This is a genomic window from Nocardia sp. NPDC051981, from assembly GCF_040680715.1.
Classification (GTDB): Bacteria; Actinomycetota; Actinomycetes; order Mycobacteriales; family Mycobacteriaceae; genus Nocardia.
Genome location: NZ_JBFAXK010000014.1, coordinates 183,666 through 207,310, shown reverse-complemented (window position 1 = coordinate 207,310; position 23,645 = coordinate 183,666). Strand labels below are relative to the sequence as shown.

The 23,645-nt window shown below is 71.4% G+C and carries 11 protein-coding genes; 3 read left to right on the top strand and 8 right to left on the bottom strand.

The features are described from left to right. Positions 1-3: 3 nt before the first annotated feature. Both AB0L60_RS24375 and AB0L60_RS24370 read left to right on the top strand, forming a co-directional pair. Complete coding sequence (locus tag AB0L60_RS24375; protein ID WP_364617762.1) at positions 4-552, top strand: biotin transporter BioY; 549 nt, start codon at positions 4-6, stop codon at positions 550-552. Continuing rightward, positions 549-1,229, top strand: a complete 681-nt coding sequence (locus AB0L60_RS24370; RefSeq protein WP_364617760.1) for an ABC transporter ATP-binding protein — start codon at positions 549-551, stop codon at positions 1,227-1,229. The genes AB0L60_RS24375 and AB0L60_RS24370 overlap by 4 nt, the downstream gene beginning before the upstream one ends. Before the next feature lie 56 nt (positions 1,230-1,285). Here AB0L60_RS24370 and AB0L60_RS24365 read toward each other — a convergent pair whose 3' ends face one another. The 4 genes from AB0L60_RS24365 to AB0L60_RS24350 all read right to left on the bottom strand — a co-directional run bounded on the left by AB0L60_RS24365 (position 1,286) and on the right by AB0L60_RS24350 (position 4,667). Continuing rightward, complete coding sequence (locus AB0L60_RS24365) at positions 1,286-2,014, bottom strand: hypothetical protein (RefSeq protein WP_354835423.1); 729 nt, start codon at positions 2,012-2,014, stop codon at positions 1,286-1,288. A 5-nt stretch (positions 2,015-2,019) separates the two neighbouring features. Continuing rightward, on the bottom strand, positions 2,020-3,288 hold the full coding sequence (locus AB0L60_RS24360) for a deoxyguanosinetriphosphate triphosphohydrolase (RefSeq protein WP_364617758.1): 1,269 nt from the start codon (positions 3,286-3,288) through the stop codon (positions 2,020-2,022). Positions 3,289-3,291: 3 nt separating this feature from the next. Beyond that, on the bottom strand, positions 3,292-3,870 hold the full coding sequence (locus AB0L60_RS24355) for a YdcF family protein (protein ID WP_364617797.1): 579 nt from the start codon (positions 3,868-3,870) through the stop codon (positions 3,292-3,294). Between the two features lie 119 nt (positions 3,871-3,989). Continuing rightward, entirely contained in the window at positions 3,990-4,667 is a 678-nt protein-coding gene (locus tag AB0L60_RS24350; protein ID WP_364617756.1) for an MBL fold metallo-hydrolase, read from the bottom strand. Between the two features lie 78 nt (positions 4,668-4,745). On the opposite strand from AB0L60_RS24350, the gene AB0L60_RS24345 reads away from it, so the two are divergent. After that, positions 4,746-6,740 carry a TPM domain-containing protein gene (locus tag AB0L60_RS24345; protein WP_364617754.1) on the top strand — a complete coding sequence of 665 codons (1,995 nt, stop codon included), beginning with the start codon at positions 4,746-4,748 and terminating at the stop codon, positions 6,738-6,740. Between the two features lie 72 nt (positions 6,741-6,812). On the opposite strand, the gene AB0L60_RS24340 is transcribed toward AB0L60_RS24345, so the two are convergent. From AB0L60_RS24340 to AB0L60_RS24325, 4 genes are all read right to left on the bottom strand, one after another. Continuing rightward, a complete protein-coding gene (locus AB0L60_RS24340; protein ID WP_364617751.1) occupies positions 6,813-7,418 on the bottom strand; it encodes a response regulator transcription factor in 606 nt (201 codons plus the stop codon). Then, positions 7,415-8,551: a sensor histidine kinase gene (locus AB0L60_RS24335; protein WP_364617749.1), complete on the bottom strand. Its 1,137-nt coding sequence runs from the start codon at positions 8,549-8,551 to the stop codon at positions 7,415-7,417. Before AB0L60_RS24335 ends, AB0L60_RS24340 begins: the two co-directional genes overlap by 4 nt. A gap of 170 nt (positions 8,552-8,721) precedes the next feature. Then, on the bottom strand, positions 8,722-10,161 hold the full coding sequence (locus AB0L60_RS24330) for a molybdopterin-dependent oxidoreductase (RefSeq protein ID WP_364617747.1): 1,440 nt from the start codon (positions 10,159-10,161) through the stop codon (positions 8,722-8,724). Positions 10,162-10,245: 84 nt separating this feature from the next. Further along, a complete protein-coding gene (locus AB0L60_RS24325; RefSeq protein ID WP_364617745.1) occupies positions 10,246-23,643 on the bottom strand; it encodes an amino acid adenylation domain-containing protein in 13,398 nt (4,465 codons plus the stop codon). Positions 23,644-23,645: the final 2 nt, after the last annotated feature.

Sequence of the window (23,645 nt, the reverse complement as noted above, 5' to 3'; positions counted from 1 at the left end):
TCGGTGCGTAGTAGGGATTTGGCGCGGATCGCGCTGTTCGCGGCAATCATGGTGGTTTTGGGATTCTTCCCGCTCATTCAGCTGCCGGGAGCCTTCGCGCCGTTCACCTCGCAAACCCTGGGCGTCATCCTGGCCGGGTCGATTCTGGGCGCCAAGCGCGGTGCGCTGGCCATCCTGCTGTTCGATGTGCTGGTCTTCGCCGGCCTGCCGGTGCTGCCGGGCGGACGCGGCGGGCTGTCGGTGATCATGGGCCCGACGGGTGGCTTCGTGATCGCCTATCCGATCGGCGCACTGGTGATCGGGCTACTCACCGAACGCCTGTGGCGGTACTACAACCTGCCCATCGCCCTGCTGATCAACTTCCTGGGCGGCGCGATCGTGCTGTACGTCATCGGCATTCCGTGGATGGCCGCCGCCGCGCACATCGCGCTGGGCAAGGCGATCACCACCTCGGTGGCGTTCCTGCCGGGCGATGTGGTCAAGACCGTGGTCGGCTCGCTGGCCGCGGTGGCGGTCCGCAAGGCGTATCCGATGATTCCGGCGCGGGCATGATCGAACTCGACGGCGTCTCGCATCGGTTCGGGGAGCGCGCGGTGCTGCGCGACCTCGATCTGCGCCTGAGCGAGAACCGGATTGCCGTCATCGGCTCCAACGGGTCCGGCAAGTCCACGTTCGCGCGATTGCTCAACGGGCTGCAGGTGCCCACCGACGGGCGGGTGCGGGTCGACGGGCTCGATACCCGCAAGCAGGGCAGGGCCGTTCGCAAACTGGTCGGATTCGTCTTCCAGGATCCGGATGTGCAGATCGTCATGCCGACCGTCGCCGAGGATCTGGCCTTCGGGTTCAAGCACCACGGCGTCGCCAAGTCCGAGATCCCGGACCGTGTCAGCGCGACCCTGGCCGAATACGGCCTCACCGAATTCCGCGACCACCCGGCGCATTTGCTCAGCGGCGGGCAGAAGCAGCTGCTCGCGATCGCCGCGGTGCTGTCGGTGGGACCGAAGTACGTGGTGTTCGACGAGCCCACCACGCTGCTCGACCTGCGCAACACCCGCCGCATCTCCCGTCTGCTGCACGAACTTCCGCAGCAGCTGATCGTGGTCTCGCACGATCTGGACCTGCTCGCCGACTTCGACCGGGTGCTGGTCTTCGACGAGGGCCGCATCGTGGCCGACGGCCCGCCGGGCGAATGCATCGCGCACTATGTGGCCATGCACGCCGCGAATTGATCAGCGGAATCTTCCGATTCGGAGCCGGCCCGGGCCCGCGCCCACGATGGGCGGTATCACTCCTCGCGCCCGAACAGATGCCGCCGCACATGGGCATTGAGCCGTTGCCCCGGCCGTGAATTGAACGCCATGTGCACACTCACCCGCGGAATCTCCCCCTGTACCGGTGTCACCCTGTGCCGTGATCGCCGCCCGGCGTGCAGCACCAGCGTCCCCGGCACCGTCGGCAGCATCTTCACCATGTGCCGGTGCCGCATGGGCAGCCCGCCCCCGCGCTCGATGAAAGCCCCGGGCAGCGGAATGTATTCGAGCGCCCCACCCCGCTCCGGCGCGACGATGTGCAGCATCACCGTGTAATCGGACATGTCGTAGTGCCAGTCCTGCACATCCCCGTTCTCGTGGATCTGCACCGTCATGGCCCCCAGCTCGTCGGCCGAGCGGTACGCCTGCTCCCCCACCAGGTGGGACACGAACTCCCGCAATGGTTCCCAGTGGTAGAGCGCCTTCAGCGGCGAGGAATCCGGAATCCGGTCGCACGCGACCGTGTACTCGAACCGCATGGCGTCGCCCAGCCCGTCGGAGAGCACATCGGCCGCCATCTCGGTCACCGCGGCGGGGCGCAGGAATTCGGGCAGCACAGTGACACCGCTGACCAGGAAGTCCGCCTGCGCCCGCTCGATCACCTCGCGCAGCCGTGCCACCGACCTCCGGTCCAGCGGGTACCGATCCAGGTCGACTATGCCGTCCACCTCGCGGGTCATCGCGCCCCCTGCCGCCGGTTCCACCGGATTCAGGGTATCGCGGCGGCGACCCGTTCCAGGCGGCTCTCGGTGTAGGACGCGATCTGGTCGACGATCACCCGCACCCGTGCGGTGTCGTCGACGGCTGCCTCCCACCACGGCAGCAACAGCCGGTCCAGCCCGTGCGGGGCGGCTTCCAGCAGCCGGTTGGCGACCAGCAGGATGCGTTCGCGCTGCCCGGCCTGGCGCACCCGGTGGATGGGGTCGGAGAGCACGTAGCGCAGCGCCATGGTCTTGAGCACCGCGACCTCGGCGGCCGCGATGCGCGGCACCTCCAGATCGGCGGTGTAGCGCGACAATTGGCGGCCGCCCCAGGCGGCGCGGGTGGCCTCGACCGCGGCGGTGGCGAAACGGCCCACCAGGTCGCTGGTCAGTCGTTTCAGGGCCACGGAGGCGCGCAGGGAGCCGTCGTATTCGGTGGCGGCGGAGACCACCGGCATCTCCGAGAGCCGCTGCGCGGCGGCGACCAGCTCCTCCAGCGCCAGCGAAGGATGCTGGCGCGCACCGAGTTCCGCGAGCGCGACCTGTTCGACCGGGTCGGCGAGCGCCCGCAGATCGATGCGGCCCACGATCACCCCGTCCTCGACATCGTGCACCGAGTACGCGACATCGTCGGACCAGTCCATGATCTGCGATTCCAGGCACTGGCGGCGATCCGGGGCGCCCTTGCGGACCCAGTCCAGGCGGTCCATGTCGATGCCGTACGCACCGAACTTGGAGCGGGGACCCATTCTGCCCCAGGGGTATTTGATGACAGCGTCCAGCGCGGCCCGGGTCGGGTTGAGCCCGAAGCTGACGCCCTGATCGTCGATGACCTTCGGCTCCAGCCGGGTGAGGATGCGCAGGTTCTGCGCATTGCCCTCGAAACCGCCGTGCGCGTCGGCGAATTGGTCGAGCGCCTGTTCGCCATTGTGGCCGTAGGGCGGATGCCCGATGTCGTGCGCCATCCCGGCCAGATCCACCAGATCGGGATCACAGCCCAGGCTGTCGGCGATGCTGCGGCCGATCTGGGCGACCTCCAGCGAATGGGTCAGCCGCGTGCGCGGGGTGTCCCCGTCGCGTGGCCCCATCACCTGCGTCTTGTCCGCCAGCCGTCGCAGCGCCGCGGAATGCAGTACCCGCGCCCGATCCCGCGCGAATTCACTGCGCCGGGCCGGGCACGGCGACCAGCTCAGTCCCGCGGTCCGCTCGGTTTCGGGCACCATGCGCTCCCGATCGGCCTCGGAGTACACACCGTCATAGTCGATACGTGCGTTCATCGCTCACTGATCCGCCGTGTATTTGAAATCCGCCGAGAAATGGGTCAGCTGGTACCAGAGCAGGGCGAAGGTCTCCCGGAAGATGCCGTGCGCCTGCGATTCCCGGGTGTACACCGCCGGGCCGGTGCGGGTGGGCGCGGTCCAGGCGGCCAGCCCGGCATCACGCATCATGGTGCGGGTGCGCAGTGAATGCCAGGGGTCGCTGACCAGCACCACCGACGACTTGCCACGCGCCCGTAGCGCTCTCGACACCGCCTCCACGCTCTGCAGAGTGTCGGAACCGGTTTCGACGGCCAGGATCCGATCCTCCGGCACGCCACGGTCTTTCAGATAGTTCTTGCCCGACGCCGCCTCGGTGTAGTTGTCACCGACCTGCTTGCCGCCCACGGTGACGATCATGGGCGCGATCTGCTTGCGGAACAGCTTGTACGCCTGGTCCAGTCGCGCCTCGAACACCGACGACGGCGTGCCGTCGTACTGGGCCGCGCCCAGCACCACGATGGCGTCGGCGGGCGTGTAGTCGTCGATGCGGGCCACCTGCCAGACCCGCACGGCGGTACCGCCCACCACCAGGACGCCCATGAGCAGCGTGCCGATCAGCAGTCGCCGGGCCCAGCGCAGCACACCGTGTCCGCCCGGGGGGTTGACGGAGGCGATGTCCCGGACCAGAAAGTCCGGTTCGGTCGGGCGGTTCCGGAGTTTCACCAACCGCGTCGCCGCCACTCGGGCAACTGCGGGCGCTCCACTCCGAGGGTGGTGTCGTCGCCGTGGCCCGGGTACACCGCGGTGTCGTCCGGGTAGCGGCCGAAAAGCTTGGTCTCGACATCGCCGAGCAGCGAGGCGAACTGCTCCGGCGAGAGGGTGCGGCCGACGCCGCCCGGGAACAGCGAATCACCGGTGAAGAGGTGCGTGCGGCCCGCACCGTCGGTGAGCGCCAGCGCGACCGAGCCGGGCGTGTGCCCGCTCAGGTGGATGGCTTCCAGCTCCAGCTCACCGACCTGGACACGGTCGCCGTCCGCGAGCAGCCGGGCCGGGGTGACGGGCAGCGGGTCGGCGTCCAGCGCGTGGGCGGCGGTGGGAGACTCGGTCGCCTTCACGACATCCGGCAGCGCGATCCAGTGGTCCCGGTGCTGATGCGTGGTGACGATGAGTTCCACCCGGCCCGGCGCCTCCTGCCCGATGAGCTCGAGGATCCGGTCCGCTTCATTGGCGGCATCGATGAGCAGCGTCGCGCCGGTGGCGGCGCACTGCACCAGATAGGTGTTGTTGTCCATGGCGCCCACCGACATTTTCACGATGCGCGCACCCGGCACCTCGCGCTGCTGCGGGTTGGAGCCGGGCGAGACGTGTCCCGTGTAGGGCGAATCGATCGTGATCACTCCCCGATCGTAGTCATGGCCCTCGACACAGTGTGCAGAAGAAACCGACCCTCAGCGTTCCAGAGTTAGATTCGGAGCATGCGGCGATCGAAGCAGCTGTTCCTCCTCGTGATCGGCTTGCTCCTGGCCTCGGTCCTCGTCGGCGGGCGGGCCGCACCGGCCACGGCCGACGCGCCGCTGCGGTTGCCCGGCTATGTGACCGACAATGCCGGCGCGCTCGATCCGGGGCAGACCGCGGAACTGCAGCAGGCCATCGACTCGCTGTACTCGCGCGACCACGAGCGACTGTGGGTCGTCTACGTGCGCAATTTCAATGGGATGGACTCACATTCGTGGGGTGAGCAGACCGCGGCGCTGTCCGGGTTCGGGGATCGGGATGTGCTGCTGTCGGTGGCCGTGGACGATCGGGCCTACGCGTTCACGGGGACGCTGCCCAAGTCGGTCAGCGACAAGGACCTGGACAAGCTGCTGATCGACCAGGTCGAACCCAAGCTGCGGGCCGGGGATTGGGCAGGGGCCGGGCTGGCGGCGGCGAGCGGGCTGTCGCGCGCCATGAGCGGGCCCGGTGGTGTCGGTCTCTGGCCGCTGCTGATCCTGGCGCTGGCGGTGGTGCTGGCGGTGCTGGGTGTGTGGCTGTGGTCACGGCGGCGCAGGACGCGGCGCGAACGCTCGGTGATGGAGTCGGCTCGCAAGACCGATCCGACCGATACCGCGGCCTTGGAAGCCCTCCCCCTCGTGGTCCTGGACGCGCTGTCCAAGGAAACCCTCGTCGACACCGACAACGCCATTCGCACCAGCACCGAGGAATTACGGCTGGCCACCGACGAATTCGGGACCACCGCCACCGCGCCGTTCACCGCCGCGCTCACGGGCGCGAAGAACGCGCTGGCCAAGGCCTTCTCGATTCGCCAGCAACTCGACGACGACATTCCCGAAACGCCCGACCAGCAGCAGCGCATGCTGGTCGAGCTGATCAGCAGCTGCGGCAGCGCGAATCGGGAACTCGACGCCAAGGTCGGCGAATTCGACGCCATGCGCGATCTGCTCATCAATGCCGGGGAGCGGCTGGACGCGCTTACCCGGGCCATGGTGGAGCTGACCGCGCGGCTGCCGAAATCGCGGGCCACGCTCGCTCAGCTGGTGGCCGGCCACCCCGCCTCGGTGCTCGCGCCGATCCGCGACAACGTGAGCATGGCGCAGGAGCGAATCGGCTTCGCGGAGAAGACGATCGAGGACGGCCGGGCCGCGGTCGCCAAACCCGTCGGCCAGCAAGGCGCGGCGGTCGCGGACATCCGCACCGCCGAATCCGCCGTGGACGCCGCGCGCACGCTGCTCGACGCGGTCGACACCGCCGCCGTCGATATCGACCAGGCCCGCGCCGGATTACCCGCGATCATCGAGGAACTGCGCCGCGACCTCACCACCGCGGCCGGACTCTCCGAACACGGCGGGACCGAATTGCCCAGCGTCACAGCGGCTGCCCGCACCGCGCTGGATCAGGCCACCGCCGACGCCGCCACCAACCCGCTCGGCGTCTTCCGGCAGGCCATCGCCGCCGACGCCGCCCTCGATCAGGCCATCGCGTCCGCCACCGACCGCAAGCGGGCCGCCGACGACCTGCGCCGCCGCCTCGACCAGACCCTCACGGCCGCCCGCAGCCAGGTCAATGCGGCGGCCGACTTCATCAGCACCCGCCGCGGCGGCGTGGACGCCGAACCCCGTACCCGCCTCGCCGAGGCCCAGCGCAGCCTCGAGCAGGCCGAGCGGCTCGCACCCGCCGACCCGGAGCGCGCACTGCAATCCGCCCAGCGCGCAGCCGAACTCGGCGCCCGCGCCCTGCACACCGCCCAGGCCGCCGTCCGCGACTGGCAGGCCCAGCAGCAGCGCGTCAGCTCCGGCTCCCAGACCGGCGCCATCCTCGGCGGCATCCTCATCGACGGCATGCTCCGCGGCATGGGCAACGAATACCGCCGCGGCGGAGGAGGTTTCGGCGGTGGGGGCAGCAGCTACGGCCCCGGCTCCTTCGGCGGCTCCGACGGCTCCCGCCGCATCAGCCGCGGCGGGAGGTTCTGAGGTTCGATCGATCCGGCCGCAGACGCCGACTGATGCGCCCGTACGCGGTCTTCGACGCGGGGCGAGCGCGAGTCAGAGCCAGCCGAGGCGTTCGGCGGCGCGGACTGCTTCGGCGCGGGTTCGGGTGCCGGTTTTGCCTATTGCGGAGGAGAGGTGGTTGCGGACTGTGCCTTCGGACAGGTGGAGTTGTCTGGCTATCGCGCCGGCGGTGGCGCCGTTGGCCGCGGCGGCGAGGACCTCGCGTTCGCGGGCGGTCAGGGGTGAGGTTCCGGCGGTGAGGGTTTCGGTGGCGAGGGCGGGGTCGACGACGCGCAGGCCCATGTGGACGCGGCGCACGGCATCGGCCAATTCCCGAGCGGGCGTGTCCTTGACGACGAAGCCCGAGGCTCCGGCATCGATGGCGCGGCGGAGGTAGCCGGGGCGGCCGAAGGTGGTGACCATGAGGATGCGGACTTCGGGGTGGGCCGCGTGCACCTGTGCCGCGGCCGAAATGCCGTCCTGGCCGGGCATTTCCACGTCCAGCAGGGCCACGTCGGGGGCGGTGCGTGCGACGGCCGCGAGGACCTCGTCACCCCGCCCCACCTCGGCGACCACCTCGAGATCGGGCTCGAGGCTGAGCAGCGCGGCGAGGGCGCCGCGCACCAGGGCCTGGTCGTCGGCGAGCAGCAGTTTGATCATTCCGGCTCCTTGATGGTCGCCGGAAAGCTTGCCAGCACCCGCAATCCGCCCTCCGGCCGGTTGGCGAGGGTGAAGGTGCCGCCGGTGGCCTGCACCCGCTCGCGCAGGCCGGCCAGGCCGGAGCCGGTGCGCGCCGAATCGCTCATGCCGACACCGTCGTCGGACACCTCGATGCTGGTGGGGGTGACCCGCACCCGGCAGTGGGCGGCGCCGCTGTGCCGCACCACATTGGTCACGGATTCGCGCAGCACCCAGCCGAACACCACGCTGTGGCGGATCGGCAGATCGTCGGAATCCGGTAGCTCGGCCGCGATCTCGGCAGCGCGCAGCGCGGTGCGGGCATTGGCCAGCTCACCCGCCAGCGACACCTCACGCAGGCCACCGACGGTGGTGCGCACCCCGGCGAGCGCCTCCCGGGCCAGCCGCTCGACATCGGCCATCTCGGTTTTCGCCCGGTCCGGGTCGAGATCGACAAGTCGTTGCGCCAGTTCGGTTTTCACCGTGATGACGGTCAGCGAGTGGCCGAGGATGTCGTGCACGTCACGCCCGACCCGCAGCCGTTCCTCCGCCACGGCCAGCTCGGTGAGCTGCTTGCGGGCCAGGTACAGCTGGTGATTGCGCACCAGGATCACGCGAATCCCGCCGACGGCGAAGCCCGCCAATGCGATCGACTGGATGAGCCCCCATTCCGGTGGCCGGCCGGTGACCAGCTGCGGTGCCACCCCGAACGCCACGATCAGCGCCAGCTCCAGCGGGATGGCCAACCGGACCGGCGCGCTGAAGCCGATGTAGGAGGCGAGGTAGACGCTCATGCTCAGCACCGAGGAGTGCAGTGTGACCGCGGCCGCCAGGATCAGCGCCGTCTGTGCGACCAGGGGAATCAGGACCGTCCGCAGCCCGGGGTCGGGCGGCCATGCCGCGCCCACCGGCCGGCTGCCCCGCACCAGCGTCCAGTAGGACCAGATGTAGCAGGCGCCGAAGGCCACGATCACCGCGAGCGTGTACGCCCGGGCCACCGGGTTCTCCAGCTCGCAGCCCCGTCGCAGCGGCTCGATCAGATACACCGCCCACACCGCCGCGAACAGCGACCCGAACCGCCGCCGTCGCCGAATGCCCTCTTCCTCCGCGTCCACAGAGCCGGACGCTACACCGAACAGGATCGGTCGCGGCGACAGTCGCGGACCGCCTGTGCCGCGGACGGCTCGCTCCGTGTCCGGGCCGCCGTGGTCCGCGGAGCCGCTCCACACCACGCGGACGTCACTCCTCGGCCATGACAGATGTCATGGCCGGTGCCCGCGGTGGACTAGGCGGTGACCGTGACCGTGTGCAGGCCGCCCGGGCCGAACGGGAAGGGCGGACGTTCGGCCGGGTCCTGGACCTCGCCGGAGCGGCTGATCACGCGGGCCTGGATGGTGTGGGCGCCCGGCGGGAGATCGACGAGGGTGCGCCAGCGCCGCCAGGCGGCCGGCGCCAGTTCGGAGCCGAGTTCGACCGGGAGCCATTCGGTTTCGTCGATGCGGATCTCGACGCCCGCGACCCCGTGGGGCGGGGCCCAGGCCACGCCGGCGACCGTGAACTTGCCGGAATTCGTGCCGCCGCAGGTGGCCACGTCGATGCGGGCCTGCGGGCGCACCCACAGCGGCTCGACCGGCCAGCCGCGCTTGCACCAGTAGTCGACATGGGTGTCGTCGGCGAGTTCGAGCTCGGTGATCCACTTCGCCCCGGAGTACTGCCCGTAGATGCCGGGCACGAAAACCCGTGCGGGGAAGCCGTGTTCGGGCGGCAGCGGTTCGCCGTTCATGCCGATGACCAGGTAGCCGGGCCATTCGCCGGTGCGCAGCGGTTCCAGCGGCAGCGAGATGGTGTAGCCGTCGGCGGCGCGGGTGACCAGCCGGGTCGCCCCGGCTTCGGGGACGGCGTGGTCGAGCAGCGCGGTCAGCGGGACACCGAACCAGCGGGCATTGCCGCAGCGGCCCGAGCCGGCCGTATTGTGCACGCACACCATGACGGCATCGAATTCCACGGCCTGCTCGGCCAGATCGGCCAGCGACAGCCGCAGGTGATGGGCCACCCGGCCGCCGATGGCCAGCCGCCACTGGGCGGGGTCGATGCGCGGCGGCCGCGAATTCACGTCCGCCACATAGAATTTGCCCGCGGGTGTGATCAGGGGCGACAGTCCCGGTTCCAGCCCCAGGCCGTCCTCGGGGACGGGCACGTGCGCACCCCACGACCCGGACCGCCGCGCCACCTCGCGGTATCGCAGATCCTCGCGGCGCACCAGCACCTCGGCAGCGGTGAGCATGCCGGTTCCCGCTGCCGCCCACAGCAATCCGTGACGGGGTCCGGTGGAGCCGCGCAGTCCCGCGCGCAGGAGCGCCGCCGCGGCCACGCCACCGGCCGCGCCGGGCACCGACCGGTTGGCGCTGCGCAGTGCGGCGGCCGCCGTTCCCGCGCCGAAGGCCACCGCCGCGAGGGTCCGCAGCCGCGGCGGCAGCAGCGCCATTGCGGAAGCCGCGGCGACGCCGCCGAGGGCCACGCCGAGCCGGGTCATCTCCTTGTCGTGCTCCCCGGCCTGCGCCACCATGGTCTCGACCACCGGCACGGGCGCGTAGTCGGCCGCCAGCCGCCCGATTCCGTCGAGCACGGACCCGCCCCTGGCCGCGGCGAGCAACTCGCCCGCGCCGAGCGCACCCAGCCCCACCGCCGCCGCGCCCAGCAGCCGCCGTTTCCCGTTCACCGACACTTGCCCGAACCTTCCGTAGCCGACCGGGTTTCCAGCGCCCATTCTTCCCCAGCCGCGGCGCGAGATCGCGCGCTTTGCGCGGCATCACCGCCGCAGGTAGGCGTCCACGAGGGGTCCGATGACGGCCAGCGCCTCGGCGGTGATCATCTCGTTGTGGCGGTACGGGAGCGGCCGATCCTGGATGCTGCCGCCGATATACGGCCGCCAGGTGGTGATGTTCGGGATCGGGTCCGGGTTGTGGGCGGCGGCGAAGAAGAGCAGGTCGCCGTCGAAGACCTCGTGCTCGTGGGCCGCGATCTGGCGCAGCAGGTGTTGCAGATCGCTGTAGGAGTTCTCCAGATCGGTTGCGGTGAAGGTGATTCCGGACGCGGCCAGCAGATCCGCCGCCTGAGCGGGCGTGAGGTGCTCGAGCTCCGGCGGGATGTCGATGCCGCCGAATTCGGCCAGCAGCATCGATAGTGGCGGGAGGGCGCTGTCGTCGGGCACCACGACGTCGGCGCGCGCGTCGATCATGACCAGCGCTGGCACCTCCGCACCGCGGTGGCGCAATTCGACGGCCATGGCGTGCGCCAGCGGCCCGCCCGCCGAGTACCCGAGCAGGTGGTACGGGCCCTCGGGCTGGACGTGCAGGATCTCCTCGACATACCGGACGGCCAGCTCGCGCACGGTGCGGTCGGCGGTGCCGCCGTCGGTGACGCCCGGCGACTGGATGCCGTAGATCGGGCGGTCACCGTCGATGTACTGCACCAGTCCGCCGTAGCACCAGGCCAGTCCGATGGCCGGGTGCACGCAGAACAGGGCCGGTGCGTCGCCTTGCGGGCGCATCGGCAGCAGCACCCGCATGGACGCCTCCACCCCCGGCTGGTCGGCGGCCTCGACCAGGCGCTCCGCCAGCGCGGCGGGCGTCGGGTCGAGGAACATCCACTGCAGGGGCATGGGGATGCCGGTGTGTTCGCGCACCAGGGTGACCAGGCGGACCGCGCCCATGGAGTTGCCGCCGATATCGAAGAAGTTGTCGTCCACGCCGATTCGCGGGGATTCCAGCACGGTTTCGAAGGCGTCGACGAGGGTGCGTTCGGCGTCGGTCCGCGGCGCGCGGTAGGCCCGGCGGGCCAGGGCGGGCTGCGGATTCGCCACGACGGTGGCTTCGTCGAGGGGATGCACGGTGAGCGTGGGCACCGGGGTGCCCCCGGCGGGCGTCACGTCGAGTGTGCCGATCGCCGCCGCCGGGGCGGCGGTCGCCGCGTCCAGCAGCGCGAGGAAGCCGTCCACCATGGTGGCGGCGGTGCCGCGATCGAAGAGGTCGGTGGTGAAGGTGAGGGAGGCGGTGATCCCCGCCGGTTCCCCCGCGGCCCCGAACTGCTCGGCCAGCATCCATTCCAGATCGAACTTGGATCCGGGCGCGGGCGCTTCCAAGGGTCGAATCTCCAAGCCGGGCAGCGTGGTTGCCTCGGTCTGCAGGTTCTGGAAGGCGAGCAGCACCTGGAACAACGGGTGGTGCGCGGTGGAGCGGGCCGGGGCCAGCGCCTCCACCAGCCGCTCGAACGGCAGGTCCATGTTGCCGTATACGGCCAGGTCGGCCTGCCGCACGGCGTCGAGGGTGTCGGCGAAACCGGCGGCGGGATCGAGCTGCGAGCGCAGCACCACGGTATTGACGAACATGCCGACCAGGTCGTCGAATTCGCCGTCGCCGCGGCCCGCGACCACCGAGCCGATGGCGACGTCGGTGCGGCCGGACAGCCGCCCCAGCAGGACGGCCAGCGCGGCGTGCACCACCATGAACGGGCTGGCGCCGTGGTTGCGGGCGAGTACCTGAATGCGGTCGTGGACCGGTGCGGGAACGGTGAATTCGACGCGGTCGCCGGCCCCGGAGGGAGCCTCCGGGCGCGGGCGGTCGGTGGGCAGCGCGTGGACCTCGGGCACACCGGCCAGGGTGGTGCGCCAGAACTCCAGCTGACGGCTGGCCAGGCTGTCGGGATCGCGGTCGGAGCCGAGCAGTTCGTGCTGCCACAGCGCGTAGTCGGCGTATTGCAGCGGGAGCGGAATCCACTCGGGCGCCACCCCGGTCGAGCGAGCGACGAAGGCGTACATGACATCCCGGGCCAGCGGGGCCATGGACCAGCCGTCCGCCGCGATGTGGTGCACGGCCATGGCCAGCACCGCACGGTCCGGCGCGACGCGGAGCACGCAGACCCGCAGCGGCGTCTCGCGGGTGATGTCGAAGCCGCGGGACAACTGGGTGATCAGGGCCGCCGCGATATCCGTCTCCGCCACCTCGAGTTCGGTGATCTGCAGCGAACCCGCTGTCGCGGGCAGGATCTGCTGGTATGGACGCCCGTCCGGCCCCACCGGGTAGATGGTGCGCAGTGTCTCGTGCCTGGCGATGACATCGTCCAGCGCCTCACGCAGCACCGAAATATCCAGTGCGCCGGTGATTTCGAACGCTCCCGGGATGTTGTAGAGCGGCGAGGCGGGGTCGTAGCGGTTCAGGAACCACATGCGCTGCTGTGCCGCCGACAACGGGATGCGCTCCGGGCGCGGGCGCGGTCCCGGGCGCGGACGATCCGACGCGCCACCGGAGGCGACCAGCGCCGCCAGCTCGGCCACCGTCGGGGCGTCGAACAGGGCGCGCACCGGGACGGCCGTGTCGAGCGCCGCGCCGAGCCGCGCCACCACCCGGGTGGCGATGAGCGAATTGCCACCGAGGGCGAAGAAATCGTCGTCACGCCAGACCTGATCGACGCCGAGGACCTCGGCGAAGGCCGCCGCCACCGCCGTCTCGACGGACCCCTCGGGCGGTCGCTGCTCCCCTGCCACCAGCTGCGGTGCAGGCAGGGCATCGAGGTCCAATTTGCCGTTGACGGTGCGCGGCAGATCGGGCAGCACCGTGATGGCGGAGGGCACCATGTAGGACGGGAGTCGTTGCGCGGCAGCCCTCTTCAGAGCCACCGGTTCGGGTTCCGTGCCGTCCGCGGCGACCACGTAGGCGGCGAGCATGCCGCCGCGCCCGTCGTCGCGGACCACCGCGACCGCGCGCGCGACCGTGGACTCCGCGGTCAGCGCCGCCTCGACATCGCCCAGCTCGATGCGCAGGCCGCGCAGTTTGACCTGGGTGTCGGTGCGGCCCAGGTATTCCAGGTTCCCGTCGCGTCGCCGCACCAGGTCGCCGGTGCGGTACATGCGCCGGCCGGCCGGGCCGTGCGGGTCGGCCACGAACCGGGCTGCGGTCAGGTCGTAGCGGTCGAAATAGCCACGCGCCAAGCCGACTCCCGCGAGATACAGTTCGCCGACCACGCCGTCCGGAACCGGGCGCAGCCGGTCGTCGAGAACGAGGGCCCGCATGCCGGGTGCGGCCCGGCCGATGGTGATCGGCGCACCGGGATGCACGGGCGCGCCGGCGGCCGTCACCGTGGCCTCGGTCGGCCCGTAGTCGTTGAAGTGGTTGCGGCCCTCGGCCGCCCACGCGGCCACCAGTTCCGGCGGGCAGGGTTCGCCGCCGGTGACGATCAGGCGCAGATCGTCCAGGCCGGACGGATCCACGGTCGACAGCGCCGAGGGCGTGAGCGCGATGTGCGAAACCCGTTCGCGTGACAGCAGTTCGCCCAGCTCGGGTCCGGCGAAGACGGTGGGGGGCGCGATCACCAGCGTGGCGGCCGCGCCCACCGCCATCAGCAGTTCCACGACGGAGGCGTCGAAACTCGGCGACGCCACGTGCAGGACCCGGGAATCCGAGGTGAGTGCGTCCCGGTCCCGCTGCGCGGCAGCGAGATTCGCCAGCCCCGCGTGGGAGACCACAACCCCCTTGGGCGCGCCCGTCGATCCCGAGGTGAAGATGACGTACGCCGGATGGGCTGTGTTCCTGCTGATTTCATGAACCGCGACCGGATACTCCTCCGCATCGCGGTCGTCCAGGCACCACCATTCCACCGTGCCCGGAAGTCGGTCCCACTGCGCGCGCACGGTGAGACCGAGACATACCCCCGAAACGTCGATGATCCGGGCGATCCGATCCGGCGGATAGGCCGGATCCACCGGGACGAAGGCCGCCCCGGCCCGCGCGACGGCCCAGACCGCCAGCACCGATTCGATGGACCGCGGAATGCCCACGGCCACCAGTGTTTCCGGTCCGGCGCCGGCCGCGGTCAGCCGCCGCGCCAGCTGCTCGGCCCGGGCGTCGAGCTCACGGTAGGTGAGCCGGCGGTCCCCGCAGATGACGGCGAGGCCGTCCGGGTTCGCCGCGACCGCGTCGGCCATGAGGTCGGCCAGCACGCGCGGGGACGCGACGGGTTCGGCGGCCGCGTGCAGCCGCTCGTGTTCCGCCGCGGTGAGCAGGTCGAGATCGCCGACCGGGCGGGTGGGTCCGGCCGTGATCTCGGCCAGTACGCGCACCAGCCGGCCGGTGAAGTCCGCCATGGTCGACGCATCGAAGAGGTCGGTGGCGTAGCAGCACCGCAGTTCCATGCCGTCGGCGTCGCCGATGACCGTGAGACTCAGGTCGAAACGGCTGTTGGTCTGCGGCAGTTCGAGCGGGGACACGGTCAGCCCGGGCAGCTGGAGCTCCGGCATGGCCAGGTTCTGGAATACCAGCATGACCTGGACGAGCGGGTGCCGGGACTCCGACCGGGCCGGGGCCAGCACCTCCACGAGCCGCTCGAACGGCACGTCCGCGTGCTCGAAGGCGGCGAGATCGGTATCCCGCACCCGATCGAGCAGCGCGGCGAAACCCTCCTCCGGGCGAATACCGGTACGCAGCACCAGCGTGTTCACGAACATGCCGACCAGGTCGTCGAGTTCGCGCACGCCGCGCCCCGCGACCGGGGTGCCGACCACCACGTCCGGGGTGCCGCCGAGGCGGGACAGCAGCACGGCCAGCGCGGCGTGCACCACCATGAACGGGGTCGCCCGATGCGCGCGGGCGCAGCGGTCGATCGCGGCGGTCAGATCCCGGTCCACGCGGGCGGTGCATTCGGCCGCCCGATGCGAGGCGCGGGCCGGACGCGGCCGATCCGTCGGCAGCTCCAGGTGATCCGGCACCCCGGCTAGGGTGTCCGACCAGTATTCGAGCTGCCGGGCCGCCAGCGAGTCCGTGTCCGCCTCGGAGCCGAGCCGATCCCGCTGCCACAGCGTGTAATCCGCGTACTGGACCGGCAGCGGCTCCCACGCCGGCGCCTGCCCGGCGGCTCGCACCGCATAGGCGGCGGCCACATCGCGGGTCAGCGGGGCCATCGAGAAACCGTCCATCGCGATGTGATGCGCGACCAACACGACCACGTGCTCTTCGAACTGGCCGTCCGTCGTAGCGCGCGGGCCGTAACAACCTGCGGCCGAGCTGATTTCGCGGTCGGCGACGACGAACACCCGGACCCGGAGCGGGACCGCCGCGGTGACATCGAACCCACGGCCGATGGTGTCCGCGACGACCTCGGGTAGCCGGTCGAGGGACACCGGCACCGGGTCGAGGTGGAGCGGGACGTCCGCGGCGGAGAGCACCCGCTGCATGCCGACGCCGTCGATATCGGGATAGACCGTGCGCAGCGTCTCGTGGCGGGCCAGCACATCCCGCAGCGCGGCACGCAGGGCGTCCTGGTCCAGGTGGCCCGAAAGACGCAGCGCCACCGGCACGTTGTAGGCCGGGGAGGCCGGATCGTAGCGGTTGACGAACCACATGCGCTGCTGGGCCGGGGAGAGCGGGACCAGGTCGGGGCGCTCGGTCCGGGTGAGAGCGGGTGCGGCGGTGTCGATCTCGGCGGCCGACAGCCGCACGGCCAGGTCGGAAACCACCGGGGCCTCGAAGAGCAGACGCACCGGAACGGTGCGGCCCAGGTGCGCGGTGAGACGGGCGGCGACGCGCGTCGCGATGAGCGAATCGCCGCCGAGCGCGAAGAAGTCGTCGCGAGCACCGACGCGATCCAGCCCCAGCACCTCGGCGTAGGTCTCGGCGATGGCCACCTCGGCACCTGCCGGGACGACGTATTCGGCCTGGGCCAGCTGGGGTTCGGGCAGAGCGCGCAGGTCCACCTTGCCGCTCGCCGTCAGCGGCAGCTCCGGCAGCACCTGCAGGCCGGCGGGCATCAGGTAGCGCGGCAGCCGGCTGGAAGCCCAGGCCAGCAGCTCCGGCACCGAGGCCGGATCCGACAGCGCGACATACGAGCACAGCGTCATCGCGCCGGCGGGATTGCGCCGGGCGACGGTCACCGCCGCCTCGATGCCCGGATGCGTCAGCAGGACGGCGTCGACCTCCCCCGGCTCCACCCGGATGCCGCGGATCTTCACCTGGAAGTCGCTGCGACCGGCGTACTCGAAACCGTCCGCGGTGCAGCGCATCAGATCGCCGGTGCGGTACATGCGCTGCCCGGCGGTGAACGGGTCGGCGACGAACCGGCTCGCGGAAAGCGCTGCGCGACCGGCATAGCCGCGCGCCAGCCCCGCACCGCGCACATACAGTTCGCCGACCGCGCCCGGCGGTACCGGCCGCAGCCAGGCGTCCAGCACGAGCAGGGTCGTCCCCGGCACCGGATCGCCGAGCAGGGTCGAGGTGCCGGCCGTCATCGGGTCGCCGAAGCTCGCGGCGATCGTGGTCTCCGCCGGGCCATAGGAATTCACGAACGCGCGACCCCGGCCCAGGCGTGTCACCAGCGCGGGCGGGCAGGGTTCGCCACCCATGACGACCGTCCGCACACCGTGCAGGTCCGCGGCATCGAGGGTCGCGAGCACGCTCGGCGTACAGGTCAGGTGGGTGGCGGCGCCCGCGCGGACGGCGGCCGCCAGCTCCGCACCCGCACTGGCCTCCGGCGGTGCGACGACCAGCGTCGCGCCGGCGGCGAACGCGGACATCCACACCAGCATGGCCGCGTCGAAAGCCGGGTTGAGGCAGTGCATCACGCGCGAATCGCGATCGATGCCACCGCGTTCCGCCATGGCCGCCGCCATATTGGCCAGCCCGGTGTGCGAGACCACGACACCCTTCGGCGTGCCCGTGGACCCGGAGGTGAACACCACGTAGGCCGCATGCTCCGGGCGCAGGGGCGCGAGCCGGTCGGCATCGGTGACCGGTTCGGCGGACATCGCCGCGCACTCGGCGACCAACGCGTCGCTGTCCAGGCGCAGCCAAGCCACGTCGCCGGGCAGATCCGTCACCTGATCCGAGGTGATCCCCAGCACCGCATCGCATTCCGAGGCGATGGCGCTCGTCCGCGCCGCCGGCTGCGTGACATCCACCGGCACGAACGCCGCCCCGGTCTTCGCAATGGCCCACACCGCGACCATCGACATCACCGACCGCGGCAGAGCCACCAGCACCGCACGTTCGGGCCCGGCACCGGCTTCGATCAGCCTGCGAGCCAATCGATTCGACGCGGCTGCCAGCGCGGCGTAGGTCAGCTCGGCAGCCGGTGAGGCTGCGCTGACGATCGCCGGTGTGTCCGGATATCCGTTGGCGGACAGCAGATCCGGGAGGAGTCGTACCTCGCGGGACTCGGCCCCGGGTCGGATCGAGACCAGCGCGTCGGGGTCCGTGCCGCGCAGTCCGGCGGCGCGGCGGCGCGAGTCGCCGGTGAGGTCGGTCAGCAGGCGGGACAGCGCCGCTGCCAGCGCATCGGCCTCGGAGGCATCGAAATAGTGTGGGGAGCGGGTCAGTTCGAGGCGGAGGCCGTTGTTGGCATAGGCGGCCAGCGAGAGGGGGTAGTGGGTGCCGTCCTGGGCGCGCAGGGACGTGACGGTGAGGTCGGCCTGGCGGGTGGCGGCGGTGAGTGTCGCGGCGTCCACCGGGTAGGACTCGAAGACGGTGGCGGTGTCGAAGAGCGGGCCCAGGCCGGTGGCGGCCTGGATCTCGTCGAGGCCCAGGTGCTGATGGTCGGCCAGGGCGGCCTGCTCGCGCTGCACGCGGGTGAGCAGGTCGGCGATCGATTCGGCCGGGTCCAGGGCGATGCGGACCGGGACGGTGTTGACCAGCATGCCGACCATGCGCTCGGCGCCGGCCAGTTCCGGCGGGCGGCCGGACACCGTGGCGCCGAAGACGATGTCGGAGCCGCCGGTCTGCTCGGCCAGCAGCAGCGCCCAGGCCACCTGCACGAGGGTGTTGACGGTGACCTGGCAGGCCGCGGCCGTGCGGCGCAGGGCGTCCGGGAGGCCGTCGGGCAGGGGCACCTCGTGGGCGACCGGGACGGTCGCGGCGTCGGCGCGCGGCGCGGCCGGGGCGATCAGGGTCGGGCCGTCGAGGCCGGACAGGGACTGCGCCCAGGCTTCCCGGGCCAGGTTGTCGTCGCGGGTGGCCAGCCACTCCAGGTGCGTACGGAAGGGGGCCGGGGTCGCGAATCCGGTATCTTCGCCGGAGGTTTCGTAGAGGGCGATGAGTTCCGCGAACAGCATCGGCATGGACCAGCCGTCGAGGATCAGGTGGTGGTTGGTGATGACCAGCCGGAAGCGCCGCTCCCCCGCCGCGATACACAGGAATCGGATCAGGGGCGGGTGGTCGACCGAGAACGGCTCACGCAGTTCGGCCGCCGCGATCTCGTCGAGCTCCGCCGGCGTGGCGCCGACCGCCTCCCGATAGGCGCAGGGCACCGCGACCTCGGCCGGAATCACCTGCACCGCACCGGTATCCGAGGCCAGGAACCCGGCCCGCAGCACATCGTGGCGGCGGACCAGTGCCTCGGCGGCGGCCGTCAGCCGGTCGCGATCGAGGTCGGCCTCGACATCGATGATCGCCTGCACCGAGTAGCCGTCCGGGCCGCCCGCGGCCAGTTGCGCCTGGAACAGCAGGCCGCGCTGCAGCGGCGTCAGCGGCCAGGCATCGGTCAGACGGCCGAAAGCCCGTTCCCACGACTCGATCTCCGGCTGCGCGACGGTCAGCAGCGGTAGATCGGCAGGGGTGAGGCCACCGGCGTCGGGTCGTCGCACCAGCTCGGCGATCTCACCGACGGCCGAAAGCCATTCCCGCGCCAGCGCTTCCACGTCCCCGGCCGCGACCGCGTGGCCGGCGAACTGCCACACCGCCCGGATTCGCGGCCCGCCCTCCGACTCCAGCGTGACCGCGTCCACCGAGATGACCGCCGCCAGCGGCATATCCGGATCCGCGTGCCCGCCCAGCCGGTCCCCCATCGCGACCGGCAGCCAATCGCCCGCGGCGAGCTCGGGAATCTGCCCGAGGTAGTTGAATCCGATCTGCGGATCCGGCAGTGCCGCGAGCTCCGAGGCCGTCCGTGTGTTCAGGTAGCGCAGCAGCCCGTAGCCGAAACCGCCCCGCGGCACGGCCCGCAGCTGCTCCTTGACCGTCTTCAACGCGCTGTCCACGCCGTCCGCGCCCGAATCCCCATCCACGGCAACGGGTCCCAGCCGCACGGGCACCTGCGTGGTGAACCAGCCGACCGTCCGCGACAGGTCCGCCCCGGGCACCGCGGCCTCATCGCGGCCGTGCCGTTCGACCGTGACCACGGTGCCGGCGGCGACCGCATCCTGCCCGTCCCGCCAGCGTGCCAGCGCCAGCGCGAGGGCCGCCAGCAGCGCATCCTCGACGCCGCAGCGGTAGGTGCCCGCGAGCCGGGCGATGAGCGCCGCCGACACCTCGCCCGGCACCTCGATATCGATCCGCCGGGCGGTCCGATGGGTGTCCACCGCCACGTCCAGCCGGCGCCGCCCGATCAGGCCATCCGGGGCCAGCACGTCACGCCAGTACCCGAGTTCGCTGACCGGCCAGGGCGATTCGACGACGGCCGAGTCATCGGCCGGCGCCCTCGGAATGTCCGGTGACGCCAGCGCCTCCAGTGCATACGCCCAGGTGCGCATCGAGGTCCCGGTCTCCCGCAGCTCGGGTTTCGTCCCCGCCGCGGCCTGCGTCCAGGCGGACATCAAGTCGGGCAGCAGAATTCGCCACGAGACCGCGTCACAGGCCAGGTGGTGCAGCGCGATCGCCAACCGGCCCGGTCGCGCCGGACCGGCGTCCAGCCAGTTCAGTGCGATCATCACACCAGCACGCGGATCCAACCGACCGGCGGCATCCGTCAGCGCTCGGTCGACCGCCGCCCCGGAGACCTCGGCCGCCGTCCACTCGAAGTGTGTCAGCAGCGTCGCCGCCTCGATGTCATCGGCCGGCGGAACGTCGAGGCGGAGCCCGTCGTCGGTGTCGACCAGGCGGGCGCGCAGCACATCGTGACGGTCGAGCAGCGCCTGGACGGCGCGCAGCAGCACCGGGAGTTCGACCCCGGCCGGCACCTGGACCACCATGGACTGGGCGAAATGCCGCCAGCCGGGACGGCCGAGCAGCCAGGCCGCGATCGGGGTCAGCGGCAGGCGGCCGACGCCACCGCCCGCCAGTTCGGGCAGCCGCCGCGGACGGTCCTCCAGCCGGGTGACCACGGCCGCCAGGGCGGCCGGGGTGCGGTGCTCGAAAACCTCACGGGCGGAGAAGACCAGGCCCGCGGCGCGAGCGCGCGACACCAGCGTGATCGCCATGATCGAATCGCCGCCCAGGGCGAAGAACGAGGTGTCCGGGCCGGCCTCGGTCCCGAGAACCTCCGCGAACAGGCTGCAGAGCAGGCGTTCGGTGTCGGTGGCGGGCGCGCGACCCGACATCTGTTGCGCCACCACGGGTTCCGGCAGCGCCCGGCGATCCACCTTGCCATTGGCGGTGAGTGGCAACGCGCCCAGCACCGTGACGGTCGCGGGCACCATGTACGGCGGGAGGCGGTGGGTGGCGTGGTCGAGCAGCTCGGGCTCGGTGATCACCTGACCGGCGTGCGGAACCACATACGCGGCCAGCACGGTGCCGCCGCCGGGACCGGGCCGCGCCACCGTGACCGCGATCTCCACCGACGAGTGCGCGTTGAGCACGGCGTCGATCTCACCCAGCTCGATCCGCATACCGCGCAGCTTCACCTGGAAGTCGCTGCGACCCACGTACTCGAGCACGCCGCTCTCGGTCCAGCGCACCAAATCTCCGGTGCGGTACATGCGGGCCCCCGCCGGACCCGAGGGGGCGGGCACGAAACTCTCGGCGGTCAGCCCGGGACGGCCGACGTACCCGCGCGCCACCCCCGGCCCGGTCACGTACAGCTCCCCGGCCACCCCGATCGGGACCGGCCGCAGCCAGCGATCCAGCACCAGCATCCCGACGCCCGGAATGGGGTCGCCGAGCCCGGCATTCACGCCCGGCTCCAGCCCTCGGGTGTAGGTGACGGCCACCGTGGTCTCGCTGGGACCGTACGAATTCAGCAGCTCCCGCCCGATCCCGAAGCGCGCCACGATATCCGGCGGCGTCGGCTCCCCGCCCGACGACACCGCGCGCACCCCGTCGAGCGCGTCCGGCTCCAGCGTGGACAGCACCGCGGGCGTCGAACAAACCTGGGTGATGCCGAAATCCCGTACCAGCCCGGCCAATTCGGCGCCGACCACCGGATCCGATTCGGCCACCACCAGGGTCGTGCCCGATGCGAACGCCATCAGCCATTCCAGCACCGACGCATCGAAACTCGGGTTCAGGCACTGCAGGACCCGCGCACCGGGCGCGACCCGGTACGCCGCCACGATCGCCGCGGCCAGCCCGGCCAATCCGGCATGGGTCACCGCCACGCCCTTGGGCACCCCGGTCGATCCGGAGGTGAACACCACGTATGCCGGATTGCCGGCCCGCGGCCGCCCGCGCACCTCCTCGGCGGTGAGCGGCGGATCGGCCGGCGCCACGTCCTCGTCGAGCAGGTCGTCGAGGGTGATCCAGTGGACCGAATCCGGGAGCGCGGCAGTCGATTCCGCGAGGGTCAGGCCGATCGTCGCGCCCGCGTCGGCGGCAATGCGGGCCATGCGGTCGGTGGGCAGCGCGATACCCAGCGGCACGAACGCCGCGCCGGTCTTGGCCACCGCCCACAGTGCGACCATCGCCTCGATCGAACGGGGGAGCGCCAGCAGCACGGTCGATTCCGGTCCGACGGCCGCGGCCTCCGGTATCCCGGAACCGGATTCGGCGGCGCCCGCCCGCACAATCCGGCGCGCCAGCCGATTCGACAGCGCGTCCAGCTCACCGTAGGTCAGCCGCCGGTCGCGGCCCATGACGGCGACCGTCTCGGGTCCGGCGCGGCGCAGGCCGTCCGCCAGGATCTCCGGCAGCAGCCGCGGCTGTGGCGCCGCCGGCCCGTGCGCGCCCGCCAGCATCGGCTGCTCGTCCGGCACCGTGTAATCCAGTGCCGCGACCGGTGTTCCGGCTTCCGCCTCCAGCAGCGAATCCAGCACGGCGAGGAACCGCCGGTGATGCCGGTTCAGCGAATCCTCGTCGTACAGGCGCGGATTCGCGGCGAAGTCGACATGGATCGGCGCGCCCGCACCGTGCTGGTAGAAGTTGACGAACAGGTCCTCGATCGGGCCCGAGGTCACCACGTGCAGGCTCGAATCCACGCCCTCGAAGTCGATCCCGGCCGGGAACATCATGATGTTGATGACCGGCCCGGTCATGCCGCGCCCGAACTCGTCCCGGTCGCCCTCGTCCCGCATGTCCTCGTGGCGGAAGCGCTGATGCCGCAAGGCCCCCGATGCCGCCACCCGCACGGCATCCAGGACCTCCCCCACCCGTCCCGCGCGCGGCACCGGCACCCGCAGCGGCACCACATTGGCGATCATGCCGCCGGAACGCCGCAGCACCGCGGTGGTGCGGCCGGACACGGGCAGGCTCAGGACCACGTCCTCGGTGGCCGTGAGCCGGGCGTAGTACAGCGCGACCGCGGCCATCACCACGCCCGCCGCACTGGTGTCGAAACGGCGGGCCGCGCTCGTCAGCCGCTCGGCCGTCCGCTCCCCCAGCTGGGCGCGCGCCTCACGGGCCAGCGCGCTCGCGGGCGCGGTGGCCCCGGCCAGGCTGCACCGGTCGGGCATGCCCGCGGTGACCTCGCGCCAGTAGCGCTCGTCGGTGGCGTACCGGCTCGATTCCCGGTACGCCATCTCCGACTCGTGCACGTCCAGCAGCGAGGCCGCGGTGCCGGGAGGCGCCGTTTGCCCGCGCACCGCGGCGTTGTACAGCTCGGCGACCCGATACAGCATGGTCATCGAGCCGAATCCATCGATGAGGAGGTGGTGTGCTCTGGTGTACCACAGGTGATGGGACTCGCCGACCCGGATCACGGTGGATACCCCAGCCTGTGCACCGAACAGCTCGATCGGCGCCGCCACATCCGCGCGCATCCACTCCAACGCGTCCGCAACCGGGTTCGGTCGGTCCCGGAAGTCCAGGAAGCCGACCGTGGCGTCCAGTTCGGTATCGACCACCTGATACGGCCGATCCTCGATCTCGACGAATCGCAGGACACCGGAACCGAATTCCCGCGCCGCCTGCGCCCCCACGAGCCGCAGCACCGCGATATCCAGCGGTCCGCGCATCTCGATGTACTGGGCCTCCGACAGCGGTACCGCCGGATCCAGTTGCTGCGCATAGAACATCCCCAGCTGAGCCGGGGAGAGCGGGAAGACGGTGGCGGTCCGATCCGCCGCGATCTCACGCGTCATAA

Bases quoted from the DNA above. Each gene is read 5' to 3' on its own strand.
- AB0L60_RS24360 (WP_364617758.1), bottom strand. From the start codon at position 3,288: ATGAACGCACGTATCGACTATGACGGTGTGTACTCCGAGGCCGATCGG.
- AB0L60_RS24355 (WP_364617797.1), bottom strand. From the start codon at position 3,870: ATGGGCGTCCTGGTGGTGGGCGGTACCGCCGTGCGGGTCTGGCAGGTG.
- AB0L60_RS24340 (WP_364617751.1), bottom strand. From the start codon at position 7,418: ATGATCAAACTGCTGCTCGCCGACGACCAGGCCCTGGTGCGCGGCGCC.
- AB0L60_RS24345 (WP_364617754.1), top strand. From the start codon at position 4,746: ATGCGGCGATCGAAGCAGCTGTTCCTCCTCGTGATCGGCTTGCTCCTG.
- AB0L60_RS24325 (WP_364617745.1), bottom strand. From the start codon at position 23,643: ATGACGCGTGAGATCGCGGCGGATCGGACCGCCACCGTCTTCCCGCTC.
- AB0L60_RS24370 (WP_364617760.1), top strand. From the start codon at position 549: ATGATCGAACTCGACGGCGTCTCGCATCGGTTCGGGGAGCGCGCGGTG.